The 16,030-nt window shown below is 53.4% G+C and carries 16 protein-coding genes; 9 read left to right on the forward strand and 7 right to left on the reverse strand.

Annotated features, from left to right (window positions below; translation table 11 throughout):
* Positions 1-2: 2 nt before the first annotated feature.
* The gene (gene betC, locus EDC52_RS14145) at positions 3-1,544 is read right to left on the reverse strand and encodes a choline-sulfatase (protein ID WP_131865990.1); all 1,542 of its coding nucleotides are present in this window, start codon (positions 1,542-1,544) and stop codon (positions 3-5) included.
* A gap of 105 nt (positions 1,545-1,649) precedes the next feature.
* Here betC and EDC52_RS14150 point away from each other — a divergent pair, with 105 nt between their 5' ends.
* The 3 genes from EDC52_RS14150 to EDC52_RS14160 all read left to right on the forward strand — a co-directional run bounded on the left by EDC52_RS14150 (position 1,650) and on the right by EDC52_RS14160 (position 4,369).
* Positions 1,650-2,582: a LysR substrate-binding domain-containing protein gene (locus EDC52_RS14150; RefSeq protein WP_131865991.1), complete on the forward strand. Its 933-nt coding sequence runs from the start codon at positions 1,650-1,652 to the stop codon at positions 2,580-2,582.
* Between the two features lie 101 nt (positions 2,583-2,683).
* Positions 2,684-3,520: a betaine/proline/choline family ABC transporter ATP-binding protein gene (locus tag EDC52_RS14155; RefSeq protein WP_131865992.1), complete on the forward strand. Its 837-nt coding sequence runs from the start codon at positions 2,684-2,686 to the stop codon at positions 3,518-3,520.
* 12 nt (positions 3,521-3,532) lie between these two features.
* Positions 3,533-4,369: an ABC transporter permease gene (locus EDC52_RS14160; RefSeq protein ID WP_131865993.1), complete on the forward strand. Its 837-nt coding sequence runs from the start codon at positions 3,533-3,535 to the stop codon at positions 4,367-4,369.
* Positions 4,370-4,594: 225 nt separating this feature from the next.
* Here the strand turns inward: EDC52_RS14160 and EDC52_RS14165 are convergent, their stop codons facing one another.
* From EDC52_RS14165 to EDC52_RS14190, 6 genes are all read right to left on the reverse strand, one after another.
* Positions 4,595-4,846: an AAA family ATPase gene (locus EDC52_RS14165; protein ID WP_230468063.1), complete on the reverse strand. Its 252-nt coding sequence runs from the start codon at positions 4,844-4,846 to the stop codon at positions 4,595-4,597.
* A gap of 281 nt (positions 4,847-5,127) precedes the next feature.
* Complete coding sequence (locus EDC52_RS14170) at positions 5,128-6,579, reverse strand: carbohydrate porin (protein WP_131865994.1); 1,452 nt, start codon at positions 6,577-6,579, stop codon at positions 5,128-5,130.
* 169 nt (positions 6,580-6,748) lie between these two features.
* Entirely contained in the window at positions 6,749-7,060 is a 312-nt protein-coding gene (locus EDC52_RS14175; protein ID WP_131865995.1) for a PTS lactose/cellobiose transporter subunit IIA, read from the reverse strand.
* Positions 7,061-7,074: 14 nt separating this feature from the next.
* A complete protein-coding gene (locus EDC52_RS14180; RefSeq protein ID WP_131865996.1) occupies positions 7,075-8,457 on the reverse strand; it encodes a glycoside hydrolase family 1 protein in 1,383 nt (460 codons plus the stop codon).
* A 25-nt stretch (positions 8,458-8,482) separates the two neighbouring features.
* Positions 8,483-9,811, reverse strand: coding sequence for a PTS sugar transporter subunit IIC (locus tag EDC52_RS14185; RefSeq protein WP_131865997.1), 1,329 nt, complete (start codon positions 9,809-9,811; stop codon positions 8,483-8,485).
* A 17-nt stretch (positions 9,812-9,828) separates the two neighbouring features.
* Entirely contained in the window at positions 9,829-10,143 is a 315-nt protein-coding gene (locus EDC52_RS14190) for a PTS sugar transporter subunit IIB (RefSeq protein WP_131865998.1), read from the reverse strand.
* A 292-nt stretch (positions 10,144-10,435) separates the two neighbouring features.
* Between EDC52_RS14190 and EDC52_RS14195 the strand changes: the two genes are divergently transcribed.
* The 6 genes from EDC52_RS14195 (at position 10,436) to EDC52_RS14215 (ending at position 15,858) form a co-directional block, all read left to right on the forward strand.
* The gene (locus EDC52_RS14195) at positions 10,436-11,392 is read left to right on the forward strand and encodes a LacI family DNA-binding transcriptional regulator (protein WP_131865999.1); all 957 of its coding nucleotides are present in this window, start codon (positions 10,436-10,438) and stop codon (positions 11,390-11,392) included.
* A gap of 34 nt (positions 11,393-11,426) precedes the next feature.
* Complete coding sequence (locus EDC52_RS19890) at positions 11,427-11,597, forward strand: hypothetical protein (protein ID WP_165911723.1); 171 nt, start codon at positions 11,427-11,429, stop codon at positions 11,595-11,597.
* Between the two features lie 603 nt (positions 11,598-12,200).
* Positions 12,201-12,926: a type 1 glutamine amidotransferase gene (locus EDC52_RS14200; RefSeq protein WP_131866000.1), complete on the forward strand. Its 726-nt coding sequence runs from the start codon at positions 12,201-12,203 to the stop codon at positions 12,924-12,926.
* A 54-nt stretch (positions 12,927-12,980) separates the two neighbouring features.
* Positions 12,981-14,024, forward strand: coding sequence for an ABC transporter substrate-binding protein (locus EDC52_RS14205; RefSeq protein ID WP_131866001.1), 1,044 nt, complete (start codon positions 12,981-12,983; stop codon positions 14,022-14,024).
* A gap of 65 nt (positions 14,025-14,089) precedes the next feature.
* Entirely contained in the window at positions 14,090-15,223 is a 1,134-nt protein-coding gene (locus tag EDC52_RS14210; RefSeq protein ID WP_131866002.1) for a M24 family metallopeptidase, read from the forward strand.
* Between the two features lie 176 nt (positions 15,224-15,399).
* A complete protein-coding gene (locus tag EDC52_RS14215) occupies positions 15,400-15,858 on the forward strand; it encodes an RcnB family protein (protein ID WP_131866003.1) in 459 nt (152 codons plus the stop codon).
* Positions 15,859-16,030: the final 172 nt, after the last annotated feature.

The following is a 16,030-nucleotide window of genomic DNA, read 5'->3' on the forward strand; positions in this document are numbered from 1 at the left end:
TATTATTCCCCTGAAGGGTGTTTATTGGGGCGTGGGTAGCGAGAAAAGGCTTCCTGCTGATCCAGCGTCTGGTGATTACGGATATAGCGCTGGGACGCCGCTTGATGGGGTTGGAAATCCCATTGAGGGATGGCATCCCGACCGGCTATGCGGGTGAGAAAAAGCCTCTTCTGCTGACTGGCCCTGACCTGTTTATCCAGCGTAGCCAGATCCCAGCGGGTCGCTACGTCATCGGCAAATTGCTTAACAATCTGCAGATAATCGGCGTGTGCCGCCAGATTGTTGCGCTCATGGGGGTCTTGCTGCACATGATAGAGCTGTGGCGCTTCGGTCAGCGGGTGGATGTATTTCCAGGGACCGCGGCGGATCATCACTATCGGCTCAATGGCGCCTTCCGCCAGATATTCTCCAATGGCGTCATTCGAACCGGTTTCTCCCAGCAGGTGCGGCACCAGACTATGGCCATCCAGCGGCGCGACCGGCTGCTGCAATCGGGCATCGCCGCCCGCCAGGCTGGTAAAGGTCGGCAACAGGTCTACCAATGAAACGTTCTGCTGCACTCGGCGGGCGGCAAAGCGTTTTGGATTATGGACAATAAAGGGGATGCGCGTTGCGCCTTCAAAAAAAGTCATTTTGTACCACAGCCCGCGCTCGCCCAGCATCTCTCCATGATCGGCCACCACAAACACCACCGTATCTTCGGCCAGACCGGTCTCTTCAAGCGTCTTTATCACTTCGCCGAAACAATCATCCACATAGGCCATCGCGCCATAGTAGGCATGACGCGCCCGGCGGATCTGTTGGTCGCTGAGCATTCCTTCTTCAAGCTGGTACATAGCCCGCAGCCGGGCAGAATGGGGATCGTCTGCCACCTGATGTTCACCGGTCACCGGCAGATCGATATCTTCCGGCTTGAACCGGTCCAGATAACGGCGGGGAATGGCGAAAGGGTCATGAGGATGGGTAAGGGACAGCAGCAGCAGGAACGGCTGTTCATCCGGTCTGCGCGCGGCATCAAACAGACGCTGGCGCGCCATGAACAGCGCTTCATCGTCAAAATCAAGCTGGTTGGTACGTACGCATTCGCCGGCGTCCAGTACCGAACTCATATTATGAAACCAGTCCAGCCGGCGTTCCGGGTGCTGCCAGTCAGGCGTCCAGCCGAAGTCTGCCGGATAGATATCGGTGGTCAGACGTTCATCGAAGCCATGTAGTTGATCCGGGCCGCAGAAATGCATTTTACCGGACAGCCAAGTGCGGTAACCCTGTTCGCGCAGATAATGGCAAAAGGTCGGCGAGTCGGCGCGAAATTCCGCCGCATTATCATACACCCCATTTTTCGACAGCAATTGTCCGGTCATCATTGAGGCGCGGGACGGGGCGCACAGGGGGCTGTTGCAATAAGCGGATTCAAATACCACCCCCTGCTCGGCCAGCTTATCAATATTCGGCGTCAGGCTGACGTTATTTCCATAGGTGCGTAATGCCCCGGCAGTTAACTGATCTGCCATGAGAATAACGATATTCGGTTTATTTATAAGCATATCAACTCGAAAAATAAATTTAATAAGCCATTCGTGTTAATTTTATCTCATGCTGATTTCCATCTGTGAAGAGGCTAATTTATTATCATGGTATAAGGTGAAGTTATGTCAGGAAAATTACAGCTGCCCCCATTACAGATACTGGTGGTATTTGAAGCGGCTGCTCGTCACGCTAATTTTACCGCGGCCGGAAACGAGCTAGGGCTTTCCCAACCGGCGGTCAGTCAGCGAATTCAAATGCTGGAAAATCTGCTTAATGGCCCCTTGTTTGAGCGCCGTCATCGGGGAGTGCAATTGACAGAATCGGGCAATGCTCTTTACCAGATTGTTCGCGCCAGCCTTAATGATATCAGCGAGCAGATAGAGCGCACCCGTCACCAGCGCAGCACCTTGAGAATCGACACCGATATGGGCTTTGCCAGTTACTGGCTGTTGCCGAGGATGAATGCTATTCAGGCCTTGATTCCGGGGGTAGAAGTGCAGGTGTCCACCTCGCCGAATGATTATAATTTCCGCGACAGTAACGCCCATCTGGCGATTTATTTCGGCAACGGCAACTGGCCGGGAACCCAGTCGCAGAAGCTGTTTCCTGAAGAGGTTATTCCTGTTTGTAATCATGAAATTATTACAGAAATGGGTCCGCGGCCCGCTCCGGCAGCGCTGCTGTCTTACCCGCTACTGAAACTGCCTGAAACTCGGCCACAGCGCTGGCTGACCTGGGAAGACTGGTTTCGCTATCAGAAGGTGCCTGCCCACAACCATGCGGGTTCCCGTACCTTTAATGCCTACTCGCTGGTGATCCAGGCGGCGGTCGAGGGACAGGGCATCGCCCTGGGGTGGCGGCCGCTGATTTCAGCCTTAATCGAGCGTAAACAGTTATTTGTCTGCGGGCCTGAGGTGCGCACTGAACGCGGCTATTATCTGATTACTTCTGGGGTAAAGCCGGCCAGTACACAACAGCAAAAAGTCACTCGGTGGTTATTAGATGAGGCATGGGATTTTCATCATTCCTCTGCGCTATTGCCAAAATATAAATAAGCTAATGCAAAATATGTCTATCAAGTTTATTAAAAAATATAACCCGTCAGCGATATTTTAGGTTAGCGTGTTATGGTTTTTGCAAAATATGCGATATTGTTATGCCACAATCTATAATTGAACTGGTCGATGTTTATAAATCTTTTTCATCCACGGAAAAACGGACATTATTTTCCCGCGCGAAAAATAAACCACCGGTAAATGCATTAAGCCATATCAATCTGCACATCTATGCCGGTGAAATCTTCGTCATCGTTGGTCTGTCGGGCTCCGGAAAATCGACGTTGCTGCGCACTTTGAATTATCTGATTGAGCCAACGGCGGGAGAGATAAAATTCGATGGGCAAACGCTGGGTCATCTCAGCGCCCAGCAGATGATTACGCTCAGGCGACAGCAGATAGGCATGGTGTTTCAGTCGTTTGCCCTGTTTGAAGAGCGGACGGTCATCGACAACGTGGCGTTTGGGCTGGAAGTGGCCGGTATTCAGCGGGATGAACGTTCTCGGCGCGCCATAGACATGCTGGAAAAAGTCGGGCTGAGCCAGGTCGCTTCCCAGTATCCGCATCAGCTCTCCGGCGGCATGCAGCAGCGTGTTGGCCTGGCCAGGGCGCTGGTGGTCAACCCGGCGGTATTGCTGATGGATGAGGCATTCTCGGCTCTGGATCCCATTATCCGGCGTGAGATGCAAGCCCTGCTGCTGGCCCTGCAGGCAGAACAGCAGCGCACTGTCGTGTTTGTGACTCATGATATGGAGGAGGCGCTGCGTCTGGGTAGCCGTATCGCCATCATGCAGGAGGGTAGGTTGGTGCAGGTCGGCACCCCTGAGAACATCATCAATCTTCCCGCCTCGCCTTATGTTCAACATTTTTTCGCAGGCGTGGATACGTCTCGCTGGCAGATGGCGGAAACCTACGCTGATGTCTGGACGTCGTCCTGAGCAGGTAAACTTATGGCCTATCCGTTAGATTTCAGTCGACAGGCTGACCGTGTTATCCAGGCATTGCTGCAGCATGCCGGCGGTTTTTTCGATGGACTGGCGGCCGGCATCGATGCCTTTGCCGGCGGTCTGGAAACCCTGATTGGCTGGCTTACCCCCTGGGGACTGGTGGCGCTGACCGTGGGTCTCGGCGCATGGCGTATTGGTAAAGGCTTCGCGCTGTTTGCCCTGTTAGCACTGCTCTATATCATTTACAGCGGCTACAGCGAGCATGCGTCCATTACGCTTGCGCTGACGCTGTCGTCAACCTTTTTCAGCCTGCTGCTGGGGATACCGCTGGGCATTTGGAGCGCACGGCGCGCCTCCGTGGGCAGCGTGGTGCGTACGCTGATGGATTTCATGCAGACCATGCCGGCCTTTGTCTATCTTATTCCGGCCACCATCCTGTTCGGACTGGGACGTCCGCCCGGGATTTTCGCTACCATTTTATTCTCAATGCCGCCGGTAGTGCGATTGACCGATTTAGGCATTCGCCAAGTGAATGCGGCGCGCATCGAGGCGGGACTGGCCTTTGGCTGTACGCCTTGGCAACTGCTATGGAAAGTCCAATTGCCGGCGGCTCAGCCCGCCATTATGGCGGGCGTCAACCAGACCATTATGATGGCCATGTCGATGGTGATTATTGCCTCCATGGTCGGCGCCGGTGGATTGGGCAACGATATACTCAGCAGTATCCAGCAGTTGGATATCGGCCTGGGTCTGCAGAGCGGCATCGTCGTGGTGCTGATGGCTATCCTGCTCGACCGGCTTTCGGCAAGCTTTGCCCGCCAACGAGGCGAGAGAGTATGAACGGCCATGACGTCGCAAGCGTCGTAAGACGCCATCGCCGGAGTTAATAAGGGGTTACATAAGCTTCTGCATTGCTGAAAGCTGATTTAGGCAAATCAAGGGGACTGGCTTTATTTATGGGCCTGCAACCGGCTACGCTGGGGTACGGTGTCATTCAGTAACCTGCCTACCTCTGGCGCCTCTACGCCGCTTGCGTGGCAGGCGGCTTAGAGGCAGACAATACATTTAGCGGTATTCCATAACATCAAACCCTTCGTCAGGCATTGGTGCTGAGAAATAACTCGTTATGACCTCAAATTGCTGTTCTGTAGCTGCAAAATCGTGCGTACCGTCTTCATTACGGGCGTGTAACCGGTCTTTACATATCTCATCGGACATGTTCAGAAAATGCAGGCAATGACTGGCGCCCGATTCCTTAATGATACTCATCATCCATTGTTTCGCACCGATCACTCCCCCGGAGAAAATGGAAGCCACAATCCTTGCTGCACTTTAAACAACGTGTTTCGGTAATCCAAACCATTCACTTTTAGAGCGAGACTAACAAATTTCTTGCGAGTGATTTGATGAGGTGAAGAGCGCTCACTTTCAATAATTCTGATCCCTCAATAAAACGGTCAGCACCTCTTGCGGAAGACCTCTCCGCATGCAGCAACTAACCAGCCTACGGCGCCGCTCTGCAACGCATCTGCGCCGGCCTCGGCTGAATTGACCTTATCAGAATGACCGCCGGGGCGGTCATTCTGAGCGGGCGGAGATCAGAACCAGGCTTCCCACATGGCACCCACATTAAAGGAGTCCAACTGGGTATTTTCGCCGTTTGCCGTGCGGGCGGTATGGTTGTTTTCCACTTCTCCGCCGGTCACGTAGAAGCGCAGCATCGGCCTGAATTCCGGCCCCATGGCAATTGAAATATTCTGCGACAGGGTCAGCTTCCAGCCTTTATTGTCGCCGCCGGTATCATAGTCTACCCGCTGATAGCCGGCTTCCAGCCAGGTCGAATGCACATCATTCCAGTAATACATCGGACGAACGATGGCGCCGTAATTGCGGCGATCGTCCTGGTTTTGGTTTTTGTTGTCGTTGGCATAATCATGGAATGCCAGCAGATACTCTACCTGTGCCTGAGGAGTAAACTTGTAGCTGCCCTCAAAGCTGGTATAGACGGTACGCAGGTCTTCGGTTTTGCTGTAGACGCTGTTATCTGAATTGTCCGAATAGCGGGCTATCAGTTTATTGAGACTGTTTTTACCGGTATGGCTGAAAACCATTGCCGCCTGCCAGGCCTTTAGCCGGTCATCGCTTTCCACCGCTTTGGAATCAAAACCGTAGTTGGCGTAAAGCTCGAAATCGACCGGTCCCAGCTGGATGCCGTGGATTTTGGAGGTCAGCGCATAGTTGCCTTTATCACCGGTGCCTGATCCGCCGGTACAGGTAATGCGCGATGGGTTGGCCTCGTCTTCCATGACTTCAGGGCTACAGGCTTCAACCGCACCGACGGCCGCCAGGTCAAATTTTACCCCGCCTAACTCCAGATCCCGTACCCCGGCACCCTGGCCGTCATGGTTCATCCAGAAGTAGTCATTGATACCCTGCTGTGGACGCTGGTGAAAATCTCGGCCGGCCCAGAAATAGGCGTTGGGTTGGGATGCAAACAGGTTGGTCACCCCGGCATAGGCTTTTTTCAGGTTAACTTCATCGCCCCAGTGGTCGAACATTACCGCCACATCCCAGATGGCGCCGTTCTCGCCCCTGATAGATTTAGTCAGCTGGAACTCGCCGCCGTTGCCTTCGTTACCCAGACGACCCAATGCCGATGCGCCATTATAAGAGCCATCGACGCCGACATATTTCTGATCCCCGCCCTGGAACTGCGCGCCATAACGGGCGTAGCCAGTGAAAGCAACGCCGTAGGGCAGTTGCATATCCGGCGTTTTAGCCGTTTCAGCTGTGCCGACGGGCTGAGCGGCAGCCGGCGTAGCCGTGGTCACCGCTGTCGCCGTCGCTGCCGGTGACGCGGCGACCGCCGGTCTTTGCGCATTAGCGGCAGCCAGTTTGGCCTCCCGCTCCTGCAGGGCTTTTTCTACCGCCTGGGCAACGATTTTATCTAATTGCTCAGTGGTTACCGTTATTTCTTGTGCGAGTACCGAAAGCGGACATAAGGCAGCGATGACCGCCACGGCTAATGGAAGCTGTTTATTTATTTTCATGTTCATCTCAATGAGTAAGTTATTCTCAGACGAAAACGATCCTGCTGTGGATGACGGAATAAATGCGTCATTGCCAAGGCAAGGTTGTTTTTATACACGAACCGGATTGAGCTAAATTATATTATTCTTGTAATGACTTCTCCATTTCCAGAGGTGAAGTGGTAATTAATTACGAAGTCTGGCGCTGATAAAGATGAATGATTTCTTCTGACAATTCCCGCGCCAGCAGTGATGTCATTAAATGATCCTGGGCGTGAACCATAATTAATGTCATCGGTTGCCTGCCTTCCCCTGCATCTTGTTCAATCAATTTAGTCTGCATATGATGGGCCTTGCGCGCAAACTCGTCCGCCTCTTTAAGCAGGCTTCTGGCTTCATCGATGCCGCCTTGGCGAGCGGCATGCAGGGCCTCAAAGCACAGGCTGCGGGATTGCCCGGCATTGACGATAATTTCCATGACGGCTTCTTCTAATTCAATCATTGTCTTTTTTCCGGTTAATTGAAGCCATTATTGGCTGAGGTCGCGGCAAACCATTCGCCGCTCTTTTTAATAATGCGCTGTTGGTTGGCTAAATCTAATTGAACAAAACCATAGCGATTTTTATAGCCATTGCACCATGACCAGTTATCGATAAACGTCCACATATGGTAGCCAAGACAATTAGAACCTTCACTGATCCCTCGGTGCAGCCATTTAAGATGGTCGGAAACAAAATCTATTCGGTATTGATCATTGATTTGGTTGTGCTCAATAAATCGCTGCTCGTTCTCAACCCCCATGCCGTTTTCGGAGATAAAGCAGCGTGGGTTACTGTAATTCAACCGCAGGTTGGTCAGGATATCGTATATTCCGGGTTCATAAATTTCCCACCCCCGGTATGGATTCATTTTACGTCCGGGCATTTCGTAGTTTTCAAACAGCCATTCGGGCATAAAAGGCGCTGCTGGGTTGACGGCGCTGTCACGGCATTTCACCCGCCTGGGCTGATAGTAATTGATGCCGAGCAAATCTATCTTACCTTCGGCAATCAGCGCCTTGTCGCCTGGCTGGCATGGCGGCAATTGGTCATACTCCTGCAGCAGGGCAACCAGTGCCGGCGGATACTCCCCCCTGAGCACCGGGTCGAGAAAGCTGCGGTTAAACAGTAAATCGGCATGTTCGGCCGCCTTCACGTCCGCCGGATGCTGCGAGCGCGGATAGGACGGCGTCAAATTGAGCACGATGCCGATCTCTCCCTGATAGCCGCCGGTCCGATAGATCTTTACTGCGGCTGCATGCGCCAGCACCGTATGATAGGCCACGGTCGCCGCCCGTTTGAAATCCACCACATTGGGATAATGGAAATCGTACAGATAGCCGCCTTCCACCGGCACTATCGGTTCATTGAAGGTGAACCAGTGCTTGACCCGATCGCCAAACAGGTCAAAGCACAGTTTGGCGTATTGCTGCCAGGCATCAATAACCTGACGATTTTCCCAACCGCCTTTTTGCTGCATCACCATCGGCATATCAAAGTGGAACAGCGTGATAAAAGGGGTAATACCTTGCGCCAGCAGTTCATCAATCACGTTATTATAAAAATCCACGGCTTCCGGGTTGACCTCACCGGTGCCGTCCGGTATCAGGCGCGACCAGCTCAAGGACGTTCTAAAGCTGTTGTGATTAAGCGTCTTGAGCAGCGCAATGTCCTGGCGCCAGTGGCGATAAAACGTCGATGTGTCATCCGGGCCAATTTGCTGATGAAAGCGCCAGGGCTGGCTGGCGTACCAGCTATCCCAAGTCGTTGCGCCCTTACCGCCGCCGCGGCTTTCCCCTTCGGTCTGCAGGGCTGAACTTGCGCTGCCCCACCAGAAGCCTGGCGGAAAAAGATAGTTCATGGCTATTGTCTCCTGTTGATCTGGCTTAGTTGCTGCGGGCGGTTTCGATCAGTGGCGCCGTATGCTGGGCCTTTTCTGCTTCGGTTTTCAGCAGTGAGCGTTCATAGGCACGCAGGAACGGCAGGTAAAGCAAGGCTGAAAGCACCATACAGAACAGACACATAATCACCGGGCTGAAGGTCCAGTTGGTGGCCCAGGATGCGCCGATCGGGGCCGGAGTAGTCCATGGCGTCAGTGAGACCACCTGTTCAATCCAACCCAACCTGGTGGCGGAATAGGCCAGTACCGCATTGACCATCGGGACGAAAACAAAAGGCAGAAACAGCATCGGATTCATGATGATCGGGGCACCGAACAGGATAGGTTCATTGATATTGAAAAAGCTCGGCACCACGCCCATTCTGCCGATGGTACGTAAGTGCACCACTTTACTGCGCAATAGCAGGAACGCCAGCGGCAGGGTGCAGCCTACGCCGCCAATCAGCAGATAGTGATCCCAGAAACCCTGCAGGTAGATATGAGGTAAGGCCGTGCCTGCGGCCAGAGCGGCCTGGTTTGCCGCCAGGTTGGTCATCCAGAATGGGTTCATGATACCGGTGACAATCAGCGAGCCATGGATGCCGGAGAACCAGAACAGCTGACACAGCAGCACCGACAGTAGCACGGCCGGCAGAGAATCGGAGGCAGAAACCAGCGGGGCCAGCAGATGCATGATGGCTTCGGGGATGATCATCCCGGTCTGGGCTTCAATAAACAGATTAAGCGGATGCAGGGTCGCAATGATCACCAATACCGGGATCAGTATTTCAAAAGATCGCGCCACCCCGGTCGGTACTTCTTTCGGCAGGCGAATGGTGATTTTATGCTGTTTGAGGGCGGCATAAACCCGGGTCGAATAAATCGAGGTAATCAGTGCGGTAAAGATCCCCTGCCCGGAAAGATACTGGGTAGAGATCTGGTCGTCGGCATAGGGCGCAGCGACCATCAGAAACGCCATAAACGCCAGTAGGCCCGACATCACCGGATCCAGATTGAACTGGCGTCCCAGACTGGCGCCAATGCCTACTGAAATAAAGAAGGTCATTACTCCCATGCTCAGACGGTACGGCAGCATCAATTGCTCACGGTAGGTGGCTGAAAAGTCCAGCCAGGCGCGGGCAAACCCCACCTGGGTATCGGCGGAGAAAGGGGGAAAGATAAACACCAGCATAAACGAACCGATGATCATAAAAGGCAACGCAGCGGTAAAGCCATCACGAATGGCGATAACGTACTTTTGCTGGCCCAGACGACCGGCCAGTGGCGTGATGGATTTCTCTATCACCCCAACCATTGATTGATATAAAGAACTCATGAGAACACCTTTTAGTGTTAGTGAGCCGCTTCGATTAGCGACAGAGCGAAGTCCAGTACCTTATCGCCACGCTGCATTCCATAGTCCATCATTTCAATGGGCTGAACCGGAATACCTTGCGTGGCAGCCTTTTCTTGGAGCATGCCTAACATGTACTTCACTTGAGGGCCGAGCAGCACCACTTGATAGCGGGAAAATTGCGTGTCAAATTCCGACACGCCATAGGCATCAATCTCTACCTCTAGTCCTCTTTCTTCGGCCACCACCAGCATTTTTCTCACCAGCATACTGGTGGACATCCCGGCCGAGCAGCACAGCATTATCTTGACCATCCCACCTAATCCTTACATGTTTAGAGTAATTTCGACATGATTGGATACCATATGGAAACCGTTTTCCATCGACGGCCAGCAAAACTGTGAACTTCATCAATGTCCTTTCTCTATGCGGCTTGTTAATTGGATTTTCATCACAAAATTATTGGGAATAGGTATGATTTGGATGTGATGTGGAAAAAAGTTTCCAAGAAAAACGGAAACGACTATAATAATCGTGGCGACACTATGAGCCGCAGGTTTTGTCGGGCTATACAGGCAGGCATTAAAAACTTGCCAGGGGAAAACGATGTCTACGATCAACGATGTATCACGTCTAGCTGGGGTGTCCAAAGCCACAGTGTCACGGGTGTTGAGTGGTTCACGCGGCGTAAAGGAAGCCAGCCGTCAGGCAGTGCTCAAAGCGGCGGAAGAGCTGAAATACCGGCCAAATGTCATCGCGCAATCATTATTAAGTCAGTCTACCGGCTGTATTGGCGTTATCTGCGCCCAAGATAATATCAACCAGAGCACCGGTTATCTGTACGCCCTTGAGAAACACCTCAGCCAGCATCAGAAGCATCTGCTGCTGCGCTTTGCCAACAACAAAGGCGAGGTCATGCAGGCGCTGGAAGAACTCACCTGCGGCCTGTGTGATGATGTGCTGATTATCGGCGCGCGCTTTGAACTGAATATCAGTGATGAAAACATTATTCTGGTCGACTGTATGGATGGCGATACCGGCAACAGTATCCAGTTTGATCATGCCTTCGCGGCTGAAACGGCCTGTAACTTCCTGATAAAACAGGGAAGGAGGCAGATCGCCCTGATCAATCCCGAGCACGCAGGCGGCGTAGAACCGGTATTGCTGGGGTATAAGCGTGCGCTGGAAAATAACTTCCTGCCGTTTAACCGCAACCTGATTTTTACCGATGCGTCTTCTTCCTCGGTCGCACTGCAGGTGCTGCTGAACAACAGCACGACACTTAATTTCAACGCCCTGCTGGTGGCTGATGAACTGGAAGCTCAGCGGGCCATCACCCAACTGCAGGCGTTTAATAAATCGGTGCCTGACGACATCATGGTCTTCAGCCTTGCCGGTTCGTTAAATTTGCCTGGGATCCCGACCATACCCGCCATCGAATATTCCATGGACGCAATGGCGGCCAGGATTGTGGCCTGGCTCAATCAAAAAACGCACAGCGTGCTGGGGTCGTATGTGCTGCGTGGTGATTTGATTATTCCCGATATGTCCGGCAGGAAATAACCACCCCAGGGATAATGATTCACATGGAGGTTGTATGTCGGTATTCATCATTATCGCATTGCCGCTGCTGGCGGTGCGATTGACACTGCTGTTTCTGGCCGCCAGGAAAAAGGACAAAACTTATCTGGTGCCTGGCTTTGTCCGGTTGGTCTGTTCTTTTGTTAATGCGGTGATGGGGATCAGCCGGTCGACGGCAGCACTATGACCGGGCGGATTCGCCCGCCTGACCGGTAGCGGCCGGCGCGTGTCCGACAGGCAGCTCGAGGAACTCCAGCCCTGGCACAGCCTGGTTCAATAGCGGACAATACGGTTGCCATCTCTGGTCATCAATTGCATCAATTCAGGGTGCATATAGCGTGTCTCCCGGCCCTGACGACTGGGTTTTTATTCATATGAATTTCTTTTCACCTGCGAACTATCCCTCCCATCACATCAGTAGATGCTGAAAATGCTTACCAGGCATACAGGCGTGCTTTTCCTTTATATGCCTGCGCCAATGACAGATAGCTTTTCCTTATTTCTAAGACGTTGATGACAGAAGCCATCATTTTTGCCAATGTTTATTGCTTTTTTGCTGCTGTGCATTTGGTCTACAAGTGGTATACAAATAGCATACCTGTCGGGGCAAGCGAATTTGTTTTCCTCTGTCCTTCACCGGAATTAAGGCCAGTGAAGTGAAAACGGCGGTTGTAGTCATGTGCAGGCCTATCGCCGGTGCCCGGGATGCCATCGTCTGGTCGGTTACCAGCGACCCTGTTCGCTGACACCCGCGGATTACCCTCTTTTTTTAATGACTTTCAGGATTACCATGGCAGGCAAACGATTGCTTTATTTGCATAACGGCCGTTCGACCCGAACCGTCGCCCAGCTTGATGACCGTTTTGAATCGTGGGGATTGAACGTCGACCGCTACTGGGCTTTCGACGATGAATTTCCCGAGGATCTTAGCCCCTATCACGGGATTTTTCTTTCAGGCAGCCCCCACGGCGCTTACGAAGATGTTCCCTTTATTGCGCAGGAGCACGCCCTTATTCAGGAGGCCGCGCGCCGCCATATTCCAATGCTCGGGGTGTGCTTCGGCAGCCAGATCCTGGCATCGGCGCTGTGTGGTCGTGATCAAGTGTTTCGCCGTCCGTTTTGCGAAATCGGCAATAAATGGCTCAAGGCAACGCCGGCCGCAGCGCTGGACCCGATAGCATCGGCTATTTCACCCGCAGTCTATATGTTCGTCTGGCATAACGATGAAGTCCGGGCAGATCACCCGGATATGACGATTCTGGCGGCCACCGATCAGTGCCCCAATCAGATTTGGCGCTTTCGCGACCGGCCAATCTGGGGCATTCAAGGGCATCCTGAAATTACCCTTGCGCAAGCGCCTGACTGGTTTGAACAGAATCGTACCCGCATGGAGCTGGACGGCGGCGATATCGAGCAGCTTATTGCCTCCGCCGATGAAGCCCGAGCGGCCAAAAGCATGCTGACCGGATTTGCCGAGCTGGTGAAGGCCTGGCCGGGACAGGCTGGGCATCGGTAATGTCTTTAGTCGTACCACAACCTTAACGCAGTAACCTATGGGGAGAGTAGCGGGATGACAGGTTCAATCAAACAATGGCTGGCAGGGGGAATGGTGGCCGTTTCCATGCTATGGGGCAGCGGCGCCGGCGCAAAAGAGCTGGTGTTTACCAGTTGGGGCGGTGCGTATCAGGACGGCGTCGATGAAGCCTGGCTTAAGCCATTCAGTAAAGAAACCGGCATCGATATCATCCAGGATACCAACCCGGTCATAGCCCGTATCAAGGCGATGGTAGAGACCCGCAAAGTAGAATGGGATGTGGTGACTGCCGGCGGGGCGACTCTGATGCAGGGTGCCCGGGAAGGGTTATTTGAAAAAATCACCGGCGATATGGTTGATCAAAGCAATGTGCTGCCTGAGGCGCGCAACGATTATGGAATTCCATCTGAAATTTTTTCTACCGTGATTGGCTATTCAACCAAAGCATTTCCTAAAGGAGGGCCCAAAACCTTTGCCGACTTTTGGGATGTGAAAAAATTCCCCGGCAAACGCACCTTGCCCAGCAAACCGGATACGGTACTGGAAGCGGCGCTGATGGCCGATGGCGTGGCGCCTGAGGCGGTTTATAAAACCCTCGGTACCCCGGCAGGTATGGAACGGGCCCTGAACAAAGTCAAACAAATCAAACCTTATGTCGCCATGTGGTGGTCTACCGGGGCGCAGCCGGTACAGGCGCTGGCCAGCGGCGAAGTGGTCATGGCACTGGGGTGGAACGGACGCTTTCAGGCAGGTATGGATGACGGCCAGCCCATAGCCATGTCGTGGGATCAATCGGTGGCCCAGGTGGGCTACTTTATGATCGTCAAAGGTGCACCGGACAAGGCAGAAGCGGTTCAATTTCTCAATTATATCATCCGGCCGGAAGTGCAGGCCCGATTCAGCCAGTACGTGGCTTACGGACCTTCCACACCTAAATCGATCCCGCTCATTGACCCTCCTTTGCTGGATCGGCTGCCCTCGACGCCTGAACGGCTGAGCAATGCTTTGTTCCTCGATCTGAACTGGTGGGCCGATCATTCCTTGTCCGCAGCCGAAGCCTACAACACCGTGATCCAGTGAACGCGTCAACTCATCTTCATGACCCGGCGCCAGCGCGCCCGGGCGATAGACAACAGGATATCTCCATGGCAGACAAACAGTATTGGTTTAGCGAACAGGAGTTCAGTGAGCGTTTGAGGCGGGTACAGGCCAGCCTGCACCAACAGGGCTTTGATGCACTGCTGGCCTTTATGCCCGAAAGCGTGACCTGGCTGACCGGCTTTTATACCCGCGCCTATTCATCCTTCCAGTTTGCCATCATTCCCAGGGAAGGCCTGCCGACGGTTATCTGCCGGGATGTGGAAGCCTACTACCTGGACACCACCTGCTGTTATCCGGACCGGGTGATGTGGAGCGACAGCGATGACAAAACGACGCTGGCGGTTAACGCCATTCGTTCCAGGCTGGGAGAATCGCCGTGCCTGCTGGTGGAAATGGATGCCTGGCCATTGTCGGTAGCCCGATTCAATGGGCTGCGCGCCGGCCTGCCCAAAGCCCAATGGCGTGATGCCGGAGGGTTGCTGAGCCGCATGCGCTTCATTAAATCGGCAGCGGAACTCACTTATCAGCGACGCGCGGCAAGAGCGGCCGAGGCTGGTATGCAGGCAGCAATAGCTTCAGCGCTGCCTGGCGTCAGCGAACGTGAAATGGCCGCCCAGATCTGCAGCGCAATGATCCGCGCCGGCAGTGACTTGCCCGGGCCCGGCGTGATGTCCTCCGGCGAACGCGCCCTGCATCTGCACGGTGGCTATAGCGACCGGGTCTTGAACCGGGGGGACACCGTGCAAATCGAAACCATACCCAATGTTCGCCATTACCACGCGCGCTTTATGCGGCCGATAAAAGTGGCCGAGGCGACAGATGAGGATTATCGAACGGTAGAAACGCTGATTGCCATCCAGGATGCGGCTTTGTCTGAGGTCAGGCCGGGAGTACCGGCCAACGTGCCGGATGAAATCTATCGGCAAGGAGTGCTCAGCGCGGGGTTACGGGAGACCTATACCAATAAAACCTTTTATTCGGTCGGGCTGCTGCTGGCCCCCAACGGCGGTGAGCCTCTGGAGGCGGCCCCTGGCAGTGACTGGCGGTTTGAGCCCGGCATGACGTTTCATACCTATGTTCTGGCCCGTGGGTTTGGTATGTCTGAAACTATTTTGATAACCCATGACGGTATTGAGCGACTGACGCAGTTCCGGCGTCAATTATTCGTCAGCCAATAAAGAAATAGGGAAAAACCACCCTGATTTATGACAAATGTTAGGATTACATTAAGCTGGGTAAAGCCGCGTCAGTTAGCACCTTTTGAGATATTTCTCTCTATTTTCATCGCCTATCATAAGTGATATTGCGTGATGACGGCAGTTTGATTCGCCGTAATTTTAATGAGGGAAGTAAAATGAAAAAATTACCGCTGGCATTTATTCTGGCTATATCAACCTCAGGCAGTTTATTGTCGAACGCTGCTTTTGCCGGTGGACCGGGCGGTCACCAGGACCCGCAGCAATGGCAACCTCAGCACGGCGGCCACCAGGACCCGCAGCAATGGCAGCCTCAGCACGGCGGCCACCCAGGGGAACTGGGCAGGCAGAACGACCAGCGGATGGCGCATGACCAGGCGCCCCGGTCGGTTGAGCGGGACCGCTTCGCCTGGCAAGGCCATGATTTCAGGAGGGGATACGCGGCTCCGCAACCATTCCGTGGTGAGCAATACCGGGTCAGCGACTGGCGTGACCGGGGCCTGCGGCAGCCCCCTCGCGGTGAGCATTGGGCCTATATCGATGGGAACTATGTACTGATTGCCGCCGCCACCGGAATTATTACTTCGATCATATTAAATAACGCGCTGGGAGAGTAATTGGACCGGATTTTTTTAATAAATTGAGCCATGTATGCCGTCAGTATTACAAATGTCCACCCCATCAGACGGTTAACCGGCTACAGCCTGCTCTGCCTGCTTATCTGGGAAATAAACGAAGTGTTAGCATATCATTAAGATGCGTAAATAACCGTAAGGGCATTTATTTTAA

Origin of the sequence: Biostraticola tofi, assembly GCF_004343195.1 — a bacterium.
GTDB classification, from domain to species: Bacteria; Pseudomonadota; Gammaproteobacteria; order Enterobacterales; family Enterobacteriaceae; genus Biostraticola; species Biostraticola tofi.

Bases quoted from the DNA above. Each gene is read 5' to 3' on its own strand.
- EDC52_RS14195 (WP_131865999.1), top strand. From the start codon at position 10,436: ATGTCTACGATCAACGATGTATCACGTCTAGCTGGGGTGTCCAAAGCC.
- EDC52_RS14185 (WP_131865997.1), bottom strand. From the start codon at position 9,811: ATGAGTTCTTTATATCAATCAATGGTTGGGGTGATAGAGAAATCCATC.
- EDC52_RS14180 (WP_131865996.1), bottom strand. From the start codon at position 8,457: ATGAACTATCTTTTTCCGCCAGGCTTCTGGTGGGGCAGCGCAAGTTCA.
- EDC52_RS14215 (WP_131866003.1), top strand. From the start codon at position 15,400: ATGAAAAAATTACCGCTGGCATTTATTCTGGCTATATCAACCTCAGGC.
- EDC52_RS19890 (WP_165911723.1), top strand. From the start codon at position 11,427: ATGTCGGTATTCATCATTATCGCATTGCCGCTGCTGGCGGTGCGATTG.
- EDC52_RS14190 (WP_131865998.1), bottom strand. From the start codon at position 10,143: ATGGTCAAGATAATGCTGTGCTGCTCGGCCGGGATGTCCACCAGTATG.
- EDC52_RS14160 (WP_131865993.1), top strand. From the start codon at position 3,533: ATGGCCTATCCGTTAGATTTCAGTCGACAGGCTGACCGTGTTATCCAG.
- betC (WP_131865990.1), bottom strand. From the start codon at position 1,544: ATGCTTATAAATAAACCGAATATCGTTATTCTCATGGCAGATCAGTTA.
- EDC52_RS14150 (WP_131865991.1), top strand. From the start codon at position 1,650: ATGTCAGGAAAATTACAGCTGCCCCCATTACAGATACTGGTGGTATTT.
- EDC52_RS14170 (WP_131865994.1), bottom strand. From the start codon at position 6,579: ATGAAAATAAATAAACAGCTTCCATTAGCCGTGGCGGTCATCGCTGCC.
- EDC52_RS14205 (WP_131866001.1), top strand. From the start codon at position 12,981: ATGACAGGTTCAATCAAACAATGGCTGGCAGGGGGAATGGTGGCCGTT.
- EDC52_RS14200 (WP_131866000.1), top strand. From the start codon at position 12,201: ATGGCAGGCAAACGATTGCTTTATTTGCATAACGGCCGTTCGACCCGA.
- EDC52_RS14175 (WP_131865995.1), bottom strand. From the start codon at position 7,060: ATGATTGAATTAGAAGAAGCCGTCATGGAAATTATCGTCAATGCCGGG.
- EDC52_RS14210 (WP_131866002.1), top strand. From the start codon at position 14,090: ATGGCAGACAAACAGTATTGGTTTAGCGAACAGGAGTTCAGTGAGCGT.
- EDC52_RS14155 (WP_131865992.1), top strand. From the start codon at position 2,684: ATGCCACAATCTATAATTGAACTGGTCGATGTTTATAAATCTTTTTCA.